The 17,596-nt window shown below is 72.6% G+C and carries 16 protein-coding genes; 9 read left to right on the top strand and 7 right to left on the bottom strand.

Translation table 11 applies throughout. The features are described 5' to 3' along the window. Positions 1-176 precede the first annotated feature (176 nt). Positions 177-2,000 carry a hypothetical protein gene (locus tag ACZ6D7_RS06845; RefSeq protein ID WP_469484504.1) on the bottom strand — a complete coding sequence of 608 codons (1,824 nt, stop codon included), beginning with the start codon at positions 1,998-2,000 and terminating at the stop codon, positions 177-179. Between the two features lie 154 nt (positions 2,001-2,154). Here ACZ6D7_RS06845 and ACZ6D7_RS06840 point away from each other — a divergent pair, with 154 nt between their 5' ends. The 3 genes from ACZ6D7_RS06840 (at position 2,155) to ACZ6D7_RS06830 (ending at position 4,750) form a co-directional block, all read left to right on the top strand. Then, positions 2,155-2,343, top strand: a complete 189-nt coding sequence (locus tag ACZ6D7_RS06840) for a hypothetical protein (RefSeq protein WP_469484501.1) — start codon at positions 2,155-2,157, stop codon at positions 2,341-2,343. Between the two features lie 262 nt (positions 2,344-2,605). After that, the gene (locus ACZ6D7_RS06835) at positions 2,606-4,114 is read left to right on the top strand and encodes a hypothetical protein (RefSeq protein WP_469484498.1); all 1,509 of its coding nucleotides are present in this window, start codon (positions 2,606-2,608) and stop codon (positions 4,112-4,114) included. Positions 4,115-4,123: 9 nt separating this feature from the next. Continuing rightward, on the top strand, positions 4,124-4,750 hold the full coding sequence (locus tag ACZ6D7_RS06830; RefSeq protein WP_469484496.1) for a hypothetical protein: 627 nt from the start codon (positions 4,124-4,126) through the stop codon (positions 4,748-4,750). Here the strand turns inward: ACZ6D7_RS06830 and ACZ6D7_RS06825 are convergent. The 3 genes from ACZ6D7_RS06825 to ACZ6D7_RS06815 form a co-directional block, all read right to left on the bottom strand. Further along, positions 4,741-5,601 (bottom strand): hypothetical protein, encoded by an 861-nt coding sequence (locus ACZ6D7_RS06825; RefSeq protein ID WP_469484492.1) that lies wholly within the window; start codon positions 5,599-5,601, stop codon positions 4,741-4,743. The two genes, ACZ6D7_RS06830 and ACZ6D7_RS06825, sit on opposite strands and share 10 nt — an antisense overlap. A 74-nt stretch (positions 5,602-5,675) precedes the next feature. Then, on the bottom strand, positions 5,676-6,584 hold the full coding sequence (locus ACZ6D7_RS06820; protein WP_469484489.1) for a hypothetical protein: 909 nt from the start codon (positions 6,582-6,584) through the stop codon (positions 5,676-5,678). Between the two features lie 41 nt (positions 6,585-6,625). Beyond that, positions 6,626-7,066: a MarR family winged helix-turn-helix transcriptional regulator gene (locus tag ACZ6D7_RS06815; protein ID WP_469484487.1), complete on the bottom strand. Its 441-nt coding sequence runs from the start codon at positions 7,064-7,066 to the stop codon at positions 6,626-6,628. Between the two features lie 110 nt (positions 7,067-7,176). Between ACZ6D7_RS06815 and ACZ6D7_RS06810 the strand changes: the two genes are divergently transcribed. Together ACZ6D7_RS06810 and ACZ6D7_RS06805 are read left to right on the top strand one after the other, a co-directional pair. After that, complete coding sequence (locus ACZ6D7_RS06810; protein WP_469484484.1) at positions 7,177-8,196, top strand: NADP-dependent oxidoreductase; 1,020 nt, start codon at positions 7,177-7,179, stop codon at positions 8,194-8,196. Positions 8,197-8,317: 121 nt separating this feature from the next. Further along, on the top strand, positions 8,318-8,737 hold the full coding sequence (locus tag ACZ6D7_RS06805; protein ID WP_469484481.1) for an organic hydroperoxide resistance protein: 420 nt from the start codon (positions 8,318-8,320) through the stop codon (positions 8,735-8,737). 130 nt (positions 8,738-8,867) lie between these two features. Here ACZ6D7_RS06805 and ACZ6D7_RS06800 read toward each other — a convergent pair whose 3' ends face one another. Both ACZ6D7_RS06800 and ACZ6D7_RS06795 read right to left on the bottom strand, forming a co-directional pair. After that, positions 8,868-10,031 (bottom strand): serine hydrolase domain-containing protein, encoded by a 1,164-nt coding sequence (locus ACZ6D7_RS06800; RefSeq protein WP_469484584.1) that lies wholly within the window; start codon positions 10,029-10,031, stop codon positions 8,868-8,870. A 5-nt stretch (positions 10,032-10,036) separates the two neighbouring features. Next, entirely contained in the window at positions 10,037-12,601 is a 2,565-nt protein-coding gene (locus ACZ6D7_RS06795; RefSeq protein WP_469484478.1) for a M14 family zinc carboxypeptidase, read from the bottom strand. A gap of 180 nt (positions 12,602-12,781) precedes the next feature. Between ACZ6D7_RS06795 and ACZ6D7_RS06790 the strand changes: the two genes are divergently transcribed. The 4 genes from ACZ6D7_RS06790 (at position 12,782) to ACZ6D7_RS06775 (ending at position 16,374) form a co-directional block, all read left to right on the top strand. Beyond that, positions 12,782-13,645: a hypothetical protein gene (locus ACZ6D7_RS06790; RefSeq protein ID WP_469484475.1), complete on the top strand. Its 864-nt coding sequence runs from the start codon at positions 12,782-12,784 to the stop codon at positions 13,643-13,645. Positions 13,646-13,718: 73 nt separating this feature from the next. Then, positions 13,719-14,504 (top strand): EI24 domain-containing protein, encoded by a 786-nt coding sequence (locus tag ACZ6D7_RS06785; protein ID WP_469484472.1) that lies wholly within the window; start codon positions 13,719-13,721, stop codon positions 14,502-14,504. Next, the gene (locus ACZ6D7_RS06780; protein WP_469484468.1) at positions 14,501-15,115 is read left to right on the top strand and encodes a LysE family translocator; all 615 of its coding nucleotides are present in this window, start codon (positions 14,501-14,503) and stop codon (positions 15,113-15,115) included. Before ACZ6D7_RS06785 ends, ACZ6D7_RS06780 begins: the two co-directional genes overlap by 4 nt. Further along, on the top strand, positions 15,112-16,374 hold the full coding sequence (locus ACZ6D7_RS06775; RefSeq protein WP_469484581.1) for a winged helix DNA-binding domain-containing protein: 1,263 nt from the start codon (positions 15,112-15,114) through the stop codon (positions 16,372-16,374). The genes ACZ6D7_RS06780 and ACZ6D7_RS06775 overlap by 4 nt, the downstream gene beginning before the upstream one ends. On the opposite strand, the gene ACZ6D7_RS06770 is transcribed toward ACZ6D7_RS06775, so the two are convergent. Further along, complete coding sequence (locus ACZ6D7_RS06770) at positions 16,351-17,580, bottom strand: pyroglutamyl-peptidase I (RefSeq protein ID WP_469484465.1); 1,230 nt, start codon at positions 17,578-17,580, stop codon at positions 16,351-16,353. The two genes, ACZ6D7_RS06775 and ACZ6D7_RS06770, sit on opposite strands and share 24 nt — an antisense overlap. Between the last annotated feature and the right edge of the window lie 16 nt (positions 17,581-17,596).

The following is a 17,596-nucleotide window of genomic DNA, read 5'->3' as shown; positions in this document are numbered from 1 at the left end:
CAACATCCGTGCTCGCGCGGAAGAGTTGTGGCGACGCGGGGCGCAGTCAACCGCCCCAGACCCACCCCCCGAACCCGAGGGTGGGACCGGACGCAGGCGCAGCACCACAGCCAGTGGCGCCCGCTGTGCAAGCCCGGGACTTTAGTCCCGGGTCGTTGACAAGCCCTCGGGTGCCGTCAGGTGCCGTACGGCCAGGGGAAGCCGAGTTCCTCGGCGCGTTCGCGGCTGCCGCCGGACACGCGGGCGTAGGTCTTCGGGTCCTCCTCGGTCAGCCGCCGGAGCGCGGCCGCGGCCTGGGCGGCGGGGGAGGTGCCGTCGTCGCGGACGGTCCAGCGGAAGACGAGCGGGTGGCCGTCCGGCTCCCCCGAGCCGAGACCCGGGGTGTACCAGAGTTCCGCCTCGACGGTGTCCGGATCCTGCCCTCCGGTGCTGATCCAGCCCTGGCGCATGTCCCACCGGCTCACCAGGTCCGGCCGGTCCGCCAGCCCCTTCCTGATCAGCCGGGCGAGGTCGCGGGCCGGCCAGGACCAGGAGGGGTCGGCCTCCACCCGGGCGATCTCCGCGTCGTAGGCGACGGCGTCGAAGCGCTCGGCGGACAGCGGGGGCGTCGGCCGGCCGCGGCCCGGCAGGGGCGGCCGCCGCCAGTTCTCCCACACCACCTGGTTCCCGTCGCGGCGGATGGTGACGGAGAGCGCGCCGCAGCACCCCTCGGTGCAGTCGGCCTCGGCGAGCCGCACCTCCCGGGGCTCCGGACCGGCCCGCAGCTCACCGTCGTCCAGCAGGAACTCGGGCCGGCAGGCCGGGCCGCGGGGGAAGAGCGCCGGGACCAGGGGACGTCCGTCGACGAGCACCCGGGTCTCGTCCGGTTCCCCGTCCAGCGGATCCCGGGCCACGACCTCGATGCGCAGCCGGCCGGGCGGCGCGGCCGGGAGCGTGAACGGCCGCCGTCCCGTACGCCGGATCCAGCGGGCCCGCGCGCGTTCGGCCGGATCGTCGGTGCCGGCGTCCGCCACGGCGGCCCAGCGGGGCTCCGCCAGCAGCCGTCCGAGCGAGTCCAGCAGTGCCGCGCGCCGGCCGGCGGGCCAGTCCAGCAGCACAGCGGTACCGCTGCTCAGGTCCAGGGCGAGGGACAGCAGGGCGGCGTGGTGGCCGAGGGTCGGCGGCAGAAGGCCGGCCCGCGCCACGACGGTCTCGTAGAGGGCGGGTGCGTCACCGCAGGCGAGGAACTCGGTGGCGCCGTCGTGCGAGGACGCCATCCGCACCAGGAGCCGGGCCGCCCGGCCCAACAGGGCGGTGCGGGTGGGGTGTCGGTCCAGCAGCTCGGGCAGGAGGGTGGCCTGGACGACGCGGCGGGCGCTCTCCGCGCCGAGGAACCGGGAGGCGGTGGGCAGGACTTCGAGCTCGGCGAGGACGGCCGCCCGGTCCTCGGCGCACAAGGCGCGTACGAGCGGCCGCAGTTCGGGGCGGTGGTCGTGGCCGAGCGCCAGCACGGCGGCCCGGCGGGGATCGATCGTGTCCAGGGCCTCGATGGCCGGGGCGCGGAATTCGCGCAGCATGCCGAGGGCGGTCAGGCACGCGACGTCCTCGGGTTCGCCGACGCGGGCGAGCAGGGCGAGGCCCACGGTGACGGCGGGCACGGTCGTCCCGGTCCGGGCCAGCCGTCGGCCCAGCGAACGGGCGGCGTTGCGCCGCTCGTCCGGCAGCGGGAGCCCGGCGACGACGTACCGGATCAGCGATCTGTGCCGGTCGCGGACGCCGAGTTCGGCGAAACGACGGTGCAGGGTGGCGGGGTCGGACGGCAGCGGGTCCAGCGCGGAGCGGACGGCGTCCCGCGCCTCCTCGTGGGGCAGGGCCGTCGACAGGCCGTCCTCGGGCGGGCGGGGGAGGGAGTATCGACGGCGGGGCGGGAGTCCGTCCCGGGACGCGCGCGTCAGGCGCAGGGCGACGTCGTACAGGGCGAGCGGGACGGCGAGCGCGGCGCGCTCTTCCGGGGCGCTCACCGAGCGGGGCGGTACTCGATTCCATGGATCATGGGGAGAGCGTGCCGCCCCGGCCGGCGGTCTGTCGAAGGAATTTTCGGGAACCGCCGGCCGTCTCCGGGCGTAGTGGAGGACAGGGCTCGACGAAGGGCTCTGCGGAAGAGGGGGGAAGAGCATGGCTGTACTTGTGCTGTCCGGTGTTCTCGCGCTGGTCGTCGGCGGCTGCGTCTGCGTCGTCTGGGCGGCCCGCGGCGGCCCCCGCTGGACCCGCGGGGTCTCCACCGTGACCCTGACACTGGCGAAACTCGTCAGCGCGGCGAACACCAAGTCGTCACGGTCTTCGGGCGGGGGTGGGGACGACTGAGGTCTTGCCGATGGCGGGACGGTCAACCCGCCTGATTGAAAAGGGAACTGACTTGTGCCTTCACGGTTGATGGCGCGCGAGTACCGGCGAGAAGGAGGAGAATAAAAGGGGCGAAACCTGAGGTCCGGACATCCGTGATGCCGGAGTTCCTCGCCTTTTCAACCGCATCCTCCCATTTCCTGGACTCATGTCATCTGACGCGCGATTCGTCTGGCGATGGCTGACCGCCGTGCTTGTGAGCATCGCGGTCTCATGGGCTCCGATGGCGTTCGCGGCGCCGGCCGCGGTCATGAAGCAGGAATCCATCACTCTCAGCCCTTCCGAGGGGCCGACGACGACCGTAGTGCATGTCTACTTCGCACAGTGTGTCGTCATTGACCCTGATACGGGAGAGATGCCCGGCACCATCACCTACCTCACCTGGGACCACGACGACCTGCCCTTTACGGCGTCCGAGGCGGCCGGGACCGGCGGGGCCACCTTCACCGTGCCGGACAGCGCCACCGCGGGCGGGCACACCGTGGTGGCGACGTGCGACAACGGCGCCGGTGGGGTCGAGGGCAGCGGGATCTTCACAGTGACGACTGTCGAGGGCGAGGGAGAGAACGAGGGCGAGGAGGAGGGCGAGGGAGAGAACGAGGGCGAGGGTGAGAACGAGGGCGAGAACGAGGGCGAGGGCGAGGGAGAGGAGGAGGGCGAGGGAGAGGAGGAGGGCGAGGGAGAGGAGGAGGGCGAGGGTGAGAACGAGGGCGAGGGTGAGAACGAGGGCGAGGGTGAGAACGAGGGTGAGAAGGAGAACGGGAGCGAGAGCGAGTCGGCATCCGCCCCCGATCCTGACATCACGTTGGATGCCTCCGAAGTCCCGCCCGGCACGTCGGTCGGCGTCGAGGGATCCGGTTTCGAGCGGTGCACGCCCCGAGGCGAGTCGGGCGGCGGCAGGGTCGAGATCCTCGTGAACGAAGTCGGCGTGACCGACGCGGAGGTCGACGCCGGAGCGGGCACCTTCGAAGCCGAGATCCCGATCCCTTCTGTCGAGGAGCCGGGCGACCGAGAGGTGACAGCCAAGTGCACTACCAACAGCAAGATCCGCGATACGGCGACATCCACGGTGGTGCCCCGCCAGCCGGGTGATCCCTTCCTCGTCCTGAACCTCTCCGAGGGCGCGGCGAGGACGCCTGTCACGGCGACAGGTTCCGCATTCAACTGCCCGGACGTGGAAGTGGTGTGGGACGACGACACCGAGCTCACCAGCGCCGAGGTGTCGGCCGAGGGGGACTTCGAGAAGGATTTCTCCGTTCCGGCGGACGCGGTCGACGGGACGTACAGCGTACGGGCCGAGTGTGCACGTGACCCCGGTGTGAACGCCGAGGACGTCTTCACGGTGACGAGCACAGGAACGAACGGAACGGAAACCGATGGCACGCCTACCGACGGCGCGAACACGGGCGGGACCGACGGGGGCAGTCCGGGAGAAAGCACCGATGGCGTCGGCCCCGGAGGCATCGGCCGAACCGGCGGCGGGGACACGCCGACCCCCGTCGGCTGGGTGGTCGGGCCTTCCGTGTTCGGGGCCGCGCTGCTTCTGGCCGGCGCGTTCTCCCTGCTGAATCATCGGCACCGTGGACCTCGCTGGGTCCGTGAGCACATCCGCGCGGCCCTGCGCCCCGGGAACCGAACGGCGCACCTGCGTGAGCGACGTGACGCCGGTTCCGCGGATCGCGCCGTACGGTTCGAGCCCCACACGGATCCGGGTCACCAGAACCTCGACTGAGGTGAAGCCATGACTACGACACCGACGACGGAACCTCTCACGGTCCGTGCCTTCCTGCTCGGCCGCGAGGACCCCGGCTCGGCCGAGGAGCTGCTCGCCGGCCCGCTCCAGGTGGGTGGGGCGGCCAGAGCGCTCCTCGACGGAGCACGTCCGCTGACGGCCGCGGCCGATCAGGCCGTCGGGCGCGAACTGGCGGCCGTGGTCGATTCCTTCCTCGCGCTGGACATCTTCGACGTGGCGGCGGGCGGCTGGCGAAAGCACGCCGCCCTCACCGCCGCCGCGCGCCGCACGCGTGACACCCCGGGCAGCGAGGAGGTTCTCTCGCTCGCGACCCACGAGATCACATCCAGCCATCGTCCCTACGTCGATGTGTTCGTGGACGGCGCCAAGATCGGCACCCTCGACGTGGTACTCGACCTGCTCTTCCGTGTCGCCGGGCTCGTCGCCGTGGTCCGCGACGCCCACCTGGTCGCCGTACGGGGTGGGGAGTGCGACCTGGAGGGATGCCTCACCGTGCAGCAGATCGTGCTGGCGGAACGACAGGGCCGGCTGGACCTCCCCGGTATCTGGCACCTGCACACCCCACTCCCTCTGCTCCGCGGCGACGGCGAGGGACCGCTGGACGCTCAGGGCTGAGGGATGAGCTGGACCCGGATGTCCTTCCCGTAGGGCAGGACGACGGTCTGGTCGCGGCCGATGACCCAGCTCGGGGTGACCAGGAACAGGCGGCCGCCGGAGGCCAGCAGCAGCCGGAAGCCCCGGTACCGGTGGCGGTACGCCCCCGTGCCGCCCGCCCCTGCCGCGCCGAGCCGGGCGGCCGTCACGCCCGTGGGCAGACCGTCCAGCGGCACCTTGGTGTCGACGACGACCTCGGGGCGGTCGACGAGTTCGTCCGCGTCCTGCTCGCCCCGGCCCCTCCCGTACGCCCATGCCAGTTGCGTCGACGCCCAGAACAGCCCCGCCACGCCGATCAGGAGCGCGCACATCACGCCGTTCCTGGCGAGGCCCTGCGGCAGCAGGGGGCGGCCGCGCCGGCGGCCGTAGACCCAGACGCCGTACGCCACCGAGGCCGGGCCGAAGGCCAGGGCCAGCGGGGTGGCGCCGATGACCACGCTGACGTCGGAGCCCTGGACGAAGATGCCGATCATGGCCCTGGCGATCAGGACCACGCCGATGAGGACGAAGGCGTACGCCAGGAAGGCGCCCGTGGTGTCCCGTGATCCGCTCTCCGGCTCACGGGACAGCAGCCACAGCACGAGGGCGTGGATCCCCACGAGGACCAGCACGCCGAGGAAGATCAGCGTCGCCGGGACGTAGACCACCTCCAGGCCCTGGAGGGTGAGGCTCTGGTTGGACAGGCCGGTCATGTCGAGCGGCACGCCGAAATACTCGTAGCGGGCGCGGGTGGCGACATAGCCGAAGTAGAGGAGCAGCGCCGTCGCGAGGGTCGTGGGCCCGATCGCCTCGGCGAGCTGCCGGACCCGCACGGAGACGGGCTGTTGGCCAGGGGCGGGTTCGGGTGCCGGTGCGGGGGTCGGCGGCGGTGGTTCTCCGGCCGTCATCACTCGTCCGGGGAGGGGGAGGAGTCCGGTGCGTCGGGGGGTGCGTCGGGCGGGGAATCGGGTGGCGAATCGGGTGGGGAATCGGGTGGGGAGTCCTCTTCGGGGTTCGGTCCGGGCGACTCGACGGTCATCGTCAGGATGAGATCCGCCTTGTCCTGGCGAGCCGTGCCATGGGTCAGGACAGGGTTCTCCGGCGTCGGCGGCGGGCCACCCCAGTCGGGCACTTCGCTGCACGGCGAGTGCTGGTCGTTGTCGCACAGGCAGGTGGAATGCACCACCGCCACGACCTTGTACGAGCCCGGCAGGGCGTTCGAGGCGAGGACCGCCCCCGCCCGGCACTGGTCGCCCTCGCCCACCGGGACGGAGCGGCAGGGGGGATCGACGAGAGGTTCGTTCTCGTCGACCGAGCAGTGCGCGGCGTCGTCCGAACGCACGGCCGGCCACGGCTTCGGGCCGTCGATCACCTCGAAGGAGATCCGCTCGACGGTGATGGGGGTAGCGGTCTTGTTGATCAGGGTCAGGCAGCCGGGGTCGTTGCGATTCCCGTCGAGGCGTGGGCCGTTCCAGTTGACGGACCTACGGCCGCCGCCCTGAGGCGTCTCGCCGCCGTCCGCTGTGTCATCGCCGTCTTCACCCGTGCCGTCCGGGGCCGTACCGCCGTCGGCCGTACCGGCGCCGGCCGTCGAGTCGTCGTCCGAGCCGCCGCTCCTGTCGCCGTGCGGCTCGGCGCTGCCGGCCTCGGCCGTGCCGTTCTCCGTGCCGTTCTCCGTGGCGGCGGAGTTGTTCCCCACGGTGTCCGACGTGTCGTCGCCCGTGGTCGCCGACCGCACCAGCCACACCACGCCGAGGACCGCTACCAGGCCGAGGGCCACGGTCATGGCGATGAAGCGGGAGCGCTGAGGTGGCATATTCGGAGGGTAAGTGCACCTTCATCCCGCTTCCTGCTGGGCTACTCCACTCGCAGCATCCGCTCCAGCAGCCCCCGCAGCACCACCCGCTCCTCCTCCTCCAGGCCTGCCAGCGGCTCGCGCGCGAAGCGGAGGGAGTCGCGGAGGCTCTTGGCCACCCCGCGGCCCTCGTCCGTCGCCGCGGCCAGCTTCACGCGGCGGTCGGCCGGGTCGGGCCGGCGTTCGACCAGGCCGCGGGATTCGAGGCGGTCGACGATGCCGGTGACGTTGGACGGCTCGCACTTCAGCTTCTGGGCGAGCTTGCGCATGGGGAGCGGCTCCAGCGAGAGCAGGCTCAGCAGACGGGCCTGGGCGCCGGTGAGGGCGTGGTCGGCGGCCGCCTCCTCGTAGTCCTCGTAGAAGCGGGCCACGACCTCGCCGATCAGCTCGACGACTTCCATGGTCAGGGCGTCGGGGAGGGGGGTCCGGGGTGAGGTGGCCATGGCACGAGGGTACCCCTCTTACTTGACATCATGAAATATTCAGGCGCATTGTTGTTTCAGGTAGTGAAACATTTCGGCAGTAGCAAGCAGTAGGTGAAAGGCAGCCCCCCATGACTGACTCCGCGCTCCCCGGCACCGGCCGCGAATGGCGTCTCCTCAGCCGTCCCGTCGGCTGGCCGAAGGCCGAGGACTTCGAACTGGCCGAGGCGGAGATCCGGCAGCCCGGCGCCGGTGAGGTGCTGGTCCGCAACGCGTACGTCTCCGTCGACCCGTACATGCGCGGCCGCATGAGCGCCGCCAAGTCGTACGTCGCCCCCTTCGAGCTGGGCAAGGCCATGCAGGGCGGGGCCGTGGGCGAGGTCATCGCCTCCGCGGCCGAGGGCATCGCCGTCGGTGATCACGTCCTGCACTTCGGCGGCTGGCGCGAGTACGCCACCTTCGACGCCAAGCAGGCCGTCAAGGTCGACCCCGAGGCCGCGCCGCTCTCCACCTACCTCGGCGTCCTCGGTATGACCGGCCTCACCGCCTACGCCGGCCTGCTGCGCACCGCCGCCTTCAAGGAGGGCGACGTCGTCTTCGTGTCCGGGGCGGCCGGGGCCGTCGGCAGCCAGGTCGGGCAGATCGCCAAGCTCAAGGGCGCCTCGCGGGTCATCGGCTCCGCCGGGTCCGACGAGAAGGTCAAGCTGCTCGTCGAGGAGTACGGCTTCGACGCCGCCTTCAACTACAAGAACGGCCCGGTCGCCGAGCAGCTGCGGGCCGCTGCCCCCGACGGCGTCGACGTCTACTTCGACAACGTCGGAGGGGACCACCTGGAGGCCGCCATCGGGTCGCTCAACCAGGGCGGCCGGATCGTCATCTGCGGCATGATCTCCGTCTACAACAACACCGAGGCCGCCCCCGGCCCGAAGAACCTGGCCCGCCTGATCCAGACCCGCGGCCGTATCGAGGGCTTCCTGGTCGGCGACCACTACGACCTCCAGGCGGAGTTCGTCCGCGAGGTCGGCGGCTGGATCCGCTCGGGCGAGCTGAAGTACCGCGAGACGGTCGTCGAGGGCATCGAGAACAACCTGGAGGCGTTCCTCGGCGTCCTGCGCGGCGACAACACCGGGAAGATGATCGTCAAGCTCTGACTCTCGTCAGGCTCTGACCCTCCCGCTGGTTTCCGGCATGCGGTAACTTCTTTCCGAAAACTCAACCGCCATGCAGCGACCGGGGCGCGAGTCGCGGCGGACGAAGGAGGAAGACACCCGTATGTCCATCCAGCAGTCCGACGTCCTCTACACCGCCGTCGCCACCGCGGAGAACGGCCGTGACGGCCGGGTCGCCACCGACGACGGCCGGCTCGACGTGACCGTGAACCCGCCCCGTGAACTGGGCGGCAGCGGCGCCGGCACCAACCCGGAGCAGCTGTTCGCCGCCGGCTACAGCGCCTGCTTCCAGGGCGCCCTGGCCGTCGTCGCCCGGGAGGAGAAGGCCGACCTGACCGGCTCCACGGTCACCGCGAAGGTCGGCCTCGGCAGGAACGGCGACGGCTTCGGGCTCGTCGTCGAGATCTCGGCCCGGATCCCCGAGGCCGACCCGGACACCGCCCGCGCGCTGATCGAGCGGGCCCACGAGGTCTGCCCGTACTCGAAGGCGACTCGCGGCGACATCACCGTGACGCTGGCCTGACGCCGGTCGTTGCGTACGACGAAGGCCGCACCCCTGGACGTGGGGTGCGGCCTTCGCCCATGAACGCCGGCGCACACGCCGGTAGGGGCGCGCACGTCCGTCCCGACGGGACATCGCCGCCGAGCGAACGTCAGCCCACGGCCAGTGCCGCCCGGTGCACCGCCGCCACCAGCCGCTTGTTCTCCGTCGCCGCGCCGCCCGGGAACGCGAACCGGCGCCGGGTGTACCCGTAGGCCAGGCCGCTGCGCGGGTCCGCGAACGCCTGGCAGCCGCCCGCCCCGCTGTGTCCGAACGCCCCGACGCCGAGGAACGGGTACCAGGTGTCCGCGGTCGCCTGGAAACCCAGCCCGAACGATTTGTGGGCGCGTGCCACCAGGTCGTACCCCACGGAGTGGAACTGCCCGAACTCCGCCGCCGTGTCCTCCTTCAGCAGCGGGACCTTCCCCTCCACCTCGCTGATCGCCGCCGCGTACAGCCCGGCAAGACCGCGGGCCGAGGCGACCCCGCCCACCGAGGCCGGACCCTTGGCCCGCACCAGCGGGTCGTTCGGCAGCAGTTCCAGGTCGGTCGGCTCGTTGGCGTGCCGGTTGAAGGCGATCGCGGCCAGGGTGTGCGGCCCGCCGGGCAACGCGTCCAGCAGCGCCTGCTCCGCGGCCGTCGCCGCCATCGGCTGCGCGCTGCGGAACCGCGGCTCGTGCGCGGCCGGCAGCCCCAGGAAGAAGTCCAGCCCGTACGGGGCGCGCACGCGCTCCTCGTACACCTCCTGGAGCGTACGGCCCGTCGCGCGCCGTACGACCTCGCCGGTGAGCGCGCCGATGACCAGGCCGTGGTAGCCGAAGGCGGTGCCGGGGCGCCAGAACGGCCGCTGGTCGGCGAGGCGTTCGGCGATCTGGCGGTCGTCGGCCACCTCCTGCGGCGAGAAGCCGGTGTCCGTGCCGACCACCCCGGCCCGGTGCGCGAGCAGCTCGCGCAGGGTCAGCTGGCCCTTGCCCTCGGCGGCGAACTCCGGCCAGTAGTAGGTGACTTTGCGGTCCAGCTCGAGCGTGCCGTCCTGCACCAGGAGCGCCGTCACCAGATGGGCCGCGCCCTTGGTGGACGAGTAGACGCCGTAGAGGGAATCGGGGTCCGTGCCCTCACCGGCCCACAGGTCGACCACCAGCCGGCCGTGCACATGGGCGGCCAACTGGCCCTCGTAGTCGGGCCGTTCGTCCGCCACGAACGCCGCGAACTCCTCCCGCACCGCCTCGAAGCCGTCGGCTACGGTGCCGTGGATCTCCTTCGTCGTCCGGGTCATCCCAGTCATCCGCTCTCCTCAGCCGGCCCGCTGCTTGCGTGCGCCATGGTGATCAACGCCTGTGCGACCTGAGGAAACTCCCCCTTCGGATGATCCCGGAAGAGGGGTTCCGTGCCGAACAGGACGGCATGCGGCCCGCTCACGACCGAGGGCCGGCCGGCCGCGGCGGCGGGCCCGCCCGACCCGTCGGGCAGCGCCCGCCAGTGGCCGGAGACGAGCGGGTTCCCGGTGGCGTACGACTGCTCGACGCGCACCCCGGGCCCGAGATCGGTGAACCAGACCGGCGCGTAGGCGAACGAGTGGTCCGGGGCGCCGGCCGTCACCGGACCCGAGTTCACCACCCGCACCACGCCGTTGGCGTCCCCGTTGCCTTCGACGGCCGTCGCGTCCAGCAGCCCGGCACCGGTGCCGACCGCGGCCCCGCCGGCGCCCCGCCCGACCAGTCCGTGCCCGGCGAGGAAGGCGTCCAGGGCGGTCCGGGCGGACGCGTTCAGCGCGGCCCGGTCCAGCCCGGCCGACACGAACAGCACGTCCGACGACGACCAGTCGAAGCCGGCGTTGAGCACGGCCGTCGACACCGGTGTGACGTCGAAGCCCATCTCCCGCAGCGCGAACAGCTCACCCGGGGTGACGGCCGCGGCGACCCGGACGGGGTGCAGGGCGGTGCCGCCGCTCGCACCGGCCGCCGTGAAGGAGACGTTCAGGGAGGAGGCGAGGGCGCGAGCCGCCCGGCGCGCCGACGCGGGCACGATCACACTCCCGTCGGCCGCCCGCCGTACCAAAACCCCCTGTCCGAGCAGCGAGTTGAGCGCGGCGACCGCGTTCGGGTCGTCGAGCCGCAACCGCAGGTCACCGCGCGGGGCGACCGTGCCGACGGGGGCCGCGGCGACGACCGTACGCAGGACGCCGCCCGGCAGTGCGCCGCCGCCCCTCACGGGCACGACCCGCGCGCCCCACAGCCGGCCCAGGCTCCAGCCCGAGATGTCGTACATCGCCGACACCCGGTCGCTGATGTCCCGCCCGTCGGCCAGCAGCACGTTCGCCAGCCCCCGCTTGGGCTGGCGCAGGTCGACGACGTACGAGCCCTTCGGGTACGACCGTCCGCCGAGCCGGAAGGCGTGGGCGGCGCGGCCGACACGGACGTCGTTGGCGAGGAGGTGGCCGACGAGCCGGGCGGTGGCCGTGTCCGTCGCGCCCGCCGGGAGGACGTAGGCGCGCGGGAAGGTGGTCGTGTAGACGTCCTCCGGGCCGATGCCGGGGACCCCGGGGACCGTCTCGGCGGACACCGGCACCTGCGCGGCGCCCGTCGCGCCCCGCCGGAAGATCTCGATCTGGTCGGCGACGAGCGAGGCGCGGTGGGTCCGCACGAAGTCGAGGGTGGCGGTCAGCGCGGCCCCCGCCACCGCGACGTTGACGGCGGACCGGCGCCGCAGCTCCTCGACCGGCAGGGTGGTGTAGGCCGCGTTGTTCACCTGCAACGGGATCTCGACCGTGTGCGCGGCGACCGTGCCGTGGAAGGCCGCGTACTGCGGGGTGAAGATCGGCGGCCAGTCGTCCCAGCCCTCCTCGGAGTCCCGGAAGGGGATCTGCGCGGGCCGCACACCGTCCGTCCCCGGGGTGTAGCCGAGGCCGTTGACGGCGGCCTCCATGCCGAGGGCGTTGGCGTAGGTGTTCTTCAGGAAGAGGTCGTACTCGTAGTTCTCGCCGTGCGGCGGGGTCGTCGGCTCGATGAGGGTGCCGTTGACATAGCCGTGCAGATCGAGCATGACCGCGGGCTGCTTGTCGATCTCGATCCGCCGCATCGCCCGCGTCTCGGGCTGCGAGGCGGTGACGAAGTCCCGGTTGAGGTCGAAGCCGCCCGCGTTCGCCCGGGTGCCCGCGATCCGGCCGTCCGGGTTGGCGGTGATGTTGAAGTACAGCCGGCTGTGCGCGAGGAGGTCCCTGGTGCGGGCGTCGTTCGCGGTGGCGAGCCGCTCGACGAGCTTCAGGGAGGCGTCGGTGCCCTCCCACTCGTTGCCGTGGATGTTGTTGTTGAAGAAGACGGGCGTCTTGTACCCGGACCTGATCTCACGGCTCTTCGCGGCGGCTGCGGGCGCGTTCTCGATTCTTTCGCGCATCCGCTCCTGCGCGCGGGCCTGACGGACCGTCTCCGGGGCGGTCACGGTGACCAGATAGAGCCGGTGTCCGCCGGCCGAGCGCCCCGCGATCTCGACGCTCACCCGGTCGCCCAGCGACTGAAGGGCGTTCAGCTTCGGGGCGATGGCGTGGTACGGGGTCAGCCCCAGCTTGATCGACTTGTCGGCGGGGTTCTCGGGCTCGGCGGTGAGCGTCTGCCGGCGGGGATAGCCGCGCACCTCGGGCCGGCCGGCCTCCGGCGTGCCGGTCAGGGCCCGCTCGGCCGTGCTCGCGGGGGACGTGGCGGCGGAGTGGTCGAGGGCCGGGGCGTCCCGGGTGACGGGCTTCGGGTCGGCGCCGGCGGTGTGGGGGGTCAGCAGCAGGGAGCCCGTCGCGGTGAGGACGAGGGCGGTGATCAGAACAGGCCGGGCAGGGGTGGTCTTCGTGATGCGCACGTGTACCTCCTCTGGACTTGCCGAGATCGTTGCTTCCGGAGATCGGTACGGCGAGGTGTACCTGTTCGACTCAACTGCAACAAGAGGGTGTTGGTGTCACCGATACCCCGGATGGCCTATGAGGACTGCCGGAAGGGGGCATGCTGGGGGCACCGGACGCGTGTGTGGCGAGGAGAGCCCATGGCAACGATCCCTTCGCTCCCCAGCAGGGCCGACGTCCTGCGCATGGCCCGCAGTACCACCGACATCACCGGACAACTCCTCGACACGGCGGGCAACATCACCAGGATCGCCCTCAACACCCTTGACCCGAGGGACGGTTCGGGCGCGGAGGCGCTGCGGGTGCTGCGCCGCACCACGGCGGAGCTGGCCGAGGCCAGCGCCTCCCCCGAGGCCCAGGAGTCCTTCTACCGCGTCGTCGAGGCCCTGACCCGCCTCGGCACCAGCGGCGCCCCGCTGGCCGCGCACCCGCTGGGCGAACCGGCCCGGGTCCTGTTCGTGGCCCTCGGCGACAGCCTGCTGCCGGTGCTGGACGCGCTGGAACCCGCCGTGGCGGAGGGCGCGGTGGCGCTGGGGGAACTGATCGAGGCGGCCGCCCCGCTGCTGCCGGCGGGCGCGGGGCTGGCCGCCGGGCTGCTGCTCGTCCTCGCGCCGGTGCTGCGGACGTCGGCGGAGGTGCTGCGGGACTCCTCGCCGGAGCTGCGACGGATCGCGGACGTGGTGACGGCGGCGGTGGCGCCCCTGCTGCCGGTGCAGACCGCGCTGGCGGAACGCGCCGCGACGGCGGGCGCGGACGTCGTACGGGCCGCCCTGCCCGCCCTCGCCGACCTCACGGAGGCCGCGGCCGTCTCGGCGCAGGCGGTACGGCCGGTGCTGGTGGCGGGGGAGGAGCTGGTGGTGGCCGGCCTGGAGCAGCTCCAGCCCGCGCTCCTCGCGGGCGCGGCCCGGGCCGGCCGGGTGGCCCGCGCCACGGCGATGCGGGTGTCGGCGGCGGTGTCCCCGACCGGGGGCGAGGGGGAGGTGCTGGTGGCGGTGCCGGTGTGAATCGGCCCCCGGCGTCCGCGGCGGCGGATGATATGTACACGACTGATATGTGCACGACCGATAGAGTTCGGCCATGCGAGATCTCGGGGCGGGGTTCCAGTACCTCCTGAAGGGCCAGCGCTGGGTGGCCCGGCACAGCAAGCAGTACAACTTCGGGCTGCTGCCCGGCCTGATCACCCTCGTCCTCTACGCGGCGGCGCTGGTCGCGCTCGCGGTGTGGGGCGAGGCCTTCGTGACGTGGGCGACGCCGTTCGCCGACGACTGGTCGAGCCCGTGGGAGAGGCTGTTCCGCGGGTTCCTCACGGTCGTGCTGTTCGCCCTCGGCCTGCTGCTGTCCGTCCTCACCTTCACCGCCGTCACCCTCCTCGTCGGCCAGCCCTTCTACGAGAGCCTCTCCGAGAAGGTCGACCAGGACGTGTCCCCCGACGGCATGGCCCCCCACTCGGGGCTGCCGCTCTGGCGGGAGCTGTGGAACTCCGCCCGCGACAGCCTGCGCATCCTGGCCCGGGCGCTGGTCTGGGCCGTGCTGCTGTTCGCCTGCGGGCTCATCCCGGTCGTCGGGCAGACGGTCGTCCCCGTGGTCGGGGTCTTCGTCACCGGGTTCTTCCTCACGGAGGAACTGACCTCCGTCGCCCTCCAGCGCCGCGGCGTCGACCTGCGCACCCGGCTCACCCTGCTGCGCGGCCGCAAGACCCTGGTCTGGGGCTTCGGCACCCCGCTGGGCCTGGCCTTCCTGGTGCCCTTCGTCGCGGTGTTCCTGATGCCGGGCGCGGTCGCCGGCGCCACCCTCATGGCGCGAGAACTGCTCGGTGAGGAGATCCGGGAGGAGAGCACGGACGGCGAGGAGGTCGCCGCGTGACCGAGATCCTCGCCGTCGCCGTCATCACCGTCCTGGCGGTCGTCGCCCCCGGCGCCGACTTCGCGATGATCGTCCGCAACAGCTATCTGTACGGCCGCCGTACGGGGCTGCTCGCGGCCACCGGGGTCGCCGCCGGCGTCCTGGTGCACGTCACGTACACGATGCTCGGCGTGGGCCTGCTGATCGCGTCGTCCACCTTCCTCTTCACGGTCATCAAGATGATCGGCGCGGCCTACCTGATCTACATCGGCGTCCGCACCTTCCGCACCAAGGGCGACGTCGAGATCGACCTCACCGGCGGGACGGAACTGACGCCGTTCGCCGCCCTGCGCGCCGGGTTCCTCACCAACGTCCTCAACCCGAAGACGACCCTCTTCGTCGTCTCCACGTTCTCCCAGGTCGTCAGCCCCGGTACGCCCGTCCACCAGCAGGCCGGCTACGGCCTGTTCATGGCGCTGGCGCATCTGATCTGGTTCGCGGTCGTCGCCGTCTTCTTCTCGCAGGAGCGGATGCGCACGCTGATGCTGCGCGCCCAGAAGGTCCTCAACAAGGTCATCGGTTCCGTCCTGGCCGGCCTCGGCGTCAGCCTCGCCTTCGCGCCCGCACACTGACGGCCGTGCGGACCCTCACCCCCGGCGAACTCAACCGGGCCACCCTCGCCCGCCAACTCCTCCTCGGACGCGAGGAGTCGACGGTCGCGGAGGCGGTCCGCCGGCTCGTCGCCCTCCAGGCCCAGGAACCCGCCTCGCCCTACCTCGCCCTCTGGAACCGCCTGGCCGACTTCCGGCCGGCCGACCTCGACGCGGCGTTCTCCGCCGGTACGGTGGTCAAGGCGACCCTGATGCGGATCACCCTGCACGCCGTCCACGCCGACGACCACCGGACCTTCCGCGGCGCGATGCAGCAGACGCTGTACGCCTCCCGCCTCGGCGGCCGTTTCGCCGAGGCCGGACTCACCCCGGACCAGGCCGGCGAACTCGTCCCGCGGCTCCTGGAGTTCACCCGGCAGCGGCGCACCTCCGCCGAGATCGACACATGGCTGGAGGAGCGGCTCGGCGCCGAGCGCAAGGCCGGCGCCTGGTGGGGCCTGAAGGGATACGCCCCGCTGCTGCACGCCCCCACCGGCGGCCCCTGGTCCTTCGGCCCCCGCCCGTCCTTCGTCGCGGCCCCGCCCGGCCCACAGCTCACCGGCCGGGCCCCCGAACCGGAGGCGCTGCGCACCCTGATCCTGCGCTATCTGGCCGGCTTCGGCCCGGCGACGGAGGCGGACATCGCCCAGTTCGCCATGGTCCGCCGGGGCCCGCTGCGTGAGGCGCTGCGCGCTCTGGACGACGGCACGCTGGAACACCTCACCACCCCCGAGGGCACCCTCCTCCACGACCTTCCCGGCGCCCCGCGCCCGCCCGCCGACACCCCGGCGCCGCCCCGCCTCCTGCCGATGTGGGACAGCGTCCTGCTGGCGTACGCCGACCGCTCCCGGGTGATCCCGCCGGAGTACCGCAAGCTGGTCATCCGGGTCAACGGGGACGTCCTGCCGACCGTCCTCGTCGACGGCCGGGTCGCGGGCGTGTGGCGACCCGCCCCCGAAGGCACGGCCCCCGAAGGCACGGCCCCCGAAGGCACGGCCCCCGAAGGCACGGCCCCCGAGGTCGCGGCCCTCGGCGGGGGAGCGGGCATCGAGGTGAGCGCCTTCCATCCCCTCCCGCCCGCCGTGTGGGAGGCCCTGGCGGCCGAGGCCCGCTCGCTGACCGCCCTGCTCGCCGACCGCGAGCGACGCGTCTACGGTCGCCACGCCCACTGGTGGGCCCCCGCGCGGGCCCTGGTCCCGCCGACCGCCGAGGTCCGGCTACTCGCCGGCGGCCACGGCTAGGATCGCCCGCACCTGCGCGACGATGTCCAGCCGGTTGCGGACGAACTCGGGGTCGGTCACCTCCGTGGTGTTGCCGGGGGCGAACTGGAGCACCGGCGTGTGCACATGCCCGCCCGGCAGGCCGTCGCGCAGACCGAGGCGGTCGCGCAGCAGGGTCGCCCGGTAGGCGATCTCGTTGGAGAGGTAGTCCCCGCCGCCCCCGGCCCGCGCGGTCGACCCCGCGGTGGGCCCGTCCGGCCGTACGACGGGGCCGGTGCCGCCCGCGGGAATCTCGGTCACGCTCGTGTTGTCGTAGACCGGGAACCGTCCGGTGTCCGCCGCCACGATCGCCGCGTACGGCAGGGTCGTGCCCGTCCACTGGGGCTGCGTGGCGGGGTCGGTGACCGGGATCGTGCCGGTGCGGCCGATGTTCTCGTTGTCGGCGAAGCCGCCCCGCCAGGCGCCGTTGGTGCGCTCCACGTCGAAGCGGCCGACGCGGCCCTGGCTGACCGTCGCGAACAGGTCGACGCGCGGGAGGTAGGGCCGCAGGGTGCGCTCCACCGTGTGGTCGGCGAAGTCCTGCCAGCGCACCGGGAACACGACCGTCTCCACCCGGGCCGGCCCGTCCGCCGTCCGGATCACCGTGCCGTCGAGGGCGAGGGCGCTCGCCCCGGACGGGTTGGAGATGCGGATGTCCCGGTCCAGGGTGAACGGGTCGAAGCCGGTGACCAGGATCCGCTTGAGCCCCTCGGCGTGCGGATAGCCGATACCCGTCTGGCCGCGCGAGGTGCGCTCCAGGGAGTCGAGCAGCGCGCCGCGCTCAGCCTCGCTGAGCCCGAACTCCGGCTCCCAGGTGCGTACTTCACGTGTCAGGCCGAGCCGGGCCCAGTACAGCGGCCGGTCGTCGTCCCGGCTGAGATCGCCGCCGATCGGCCCCCGCCCCTGCGCCCGGTCCACGGCCCGCCGCCACAGCGCCGTGCCCTCGCGGACGACGATCCGGCGGGCCTGCGTGGAGGAGTGCGCGTCCGCCAGCAGCCGGGCGAGGCGCGGGGCGAACGTGTCGAACCCGGAGCGGGCGAGGATCTCCTGGGGCACGGCCCGCTCCAGCCGCTGTTCCTCGACGGTGGGGACGGGCGCGGCCGGGGCCGCCGTCGCGGCGGTCGGGGCGGAGAGGCCGGCCAGCAGGGCCAGCCCGAGGACACCGACACGAACACGTAGGGATCGCACAGGAGTTCAGGTCCTT

It is taken from the genome of Streptomyces sp. NPDC041784, assembly GCF_055591025.1.
This window is presented reverse-complemented; position numbering and strand designations above follow the sequence as displayed.

What these genes read in the sequence shown, in the direction of transcription:
- ACZ6D7_RS06840 (WP_469484501.1), top strand. Translation starts at nt 2,155, where the DNA reads ATGGCTGTACTTGTGCTGTCCGGTGTTCTCGCGCTGGTCGTCGGCGGC.
- ACZ6D7_RS06835 (WP_469484498.1), top strand. Translation starts at nt 2,606, where the DNA reads ATGGCGTTCGCGGCGCCGGCCGCGGTCATGAAGCAGGAATCCATCACT.
- ACZ6D7_RS06830 (WP_469484496.1), top strand. Translation starts at nt 4,124, where the DNA reads ATGACTACGACACCGACGACGGAACCTCTCACGGTCCGTGCCTTCCTG.
- ACZ6D7_RS06820 (WP_469484489.1), bottom strand. Translation starts at nt 6,584, where the DNA reads ATGCCACCTCAGCGCTCCCGCTTCATCGCCATGACCGTGGCCCTCGGC.
- ACZ6D7_RS06815 (WP_469484487.1), bottom strand. Translation starts at nt 7,066, where the DNA reads ATGGCCACCTCACCCCGGACCCCCCTCCCCGACGCCCTGACCATGGAA.
- ACZ6D7_RS06810 (WP_469484484.1), top strand. Translation starts at nt 7,177, where the DNA reads ATGACTGACTCCGCGCTCCCCGGCACCGGCCGCGAATGGCGTCTCCTC.
- ACZ6D7_RS06805 (WP_469484481.1), top strand. Translation starts at nt 8,318, where the DNA reads ATGTCCATCCAGCAGTCCGACGTCCTCTACACCGCCGTCGCCACCGCG.
- ACZ6D7_RS06800 (WP_469484584.1), bottom strand. Translation starts at nt 10,031, where the DNA reads ATGACCCGGACGACGAAGGAGATCCACGGCACCGTAGCCGACGGCTTC.
- ACZ6D7_RS06790 (WP_469484475.1), top strand. Translation starts at nt 12,782, where the DNA reads ATGGCAACGATCCCTTCGCTCCCCAGCAGGGCCGACGTCCTGCGCATG.
- ACZ6D7_RS06785 (WP_469484472.1), top strand. Translation starts at nt 13,719, where the DNA reads ATGCGAGATCTCGGGGCGGGGTTCCAGTACCTCCTGAAGGGCCAGCGC.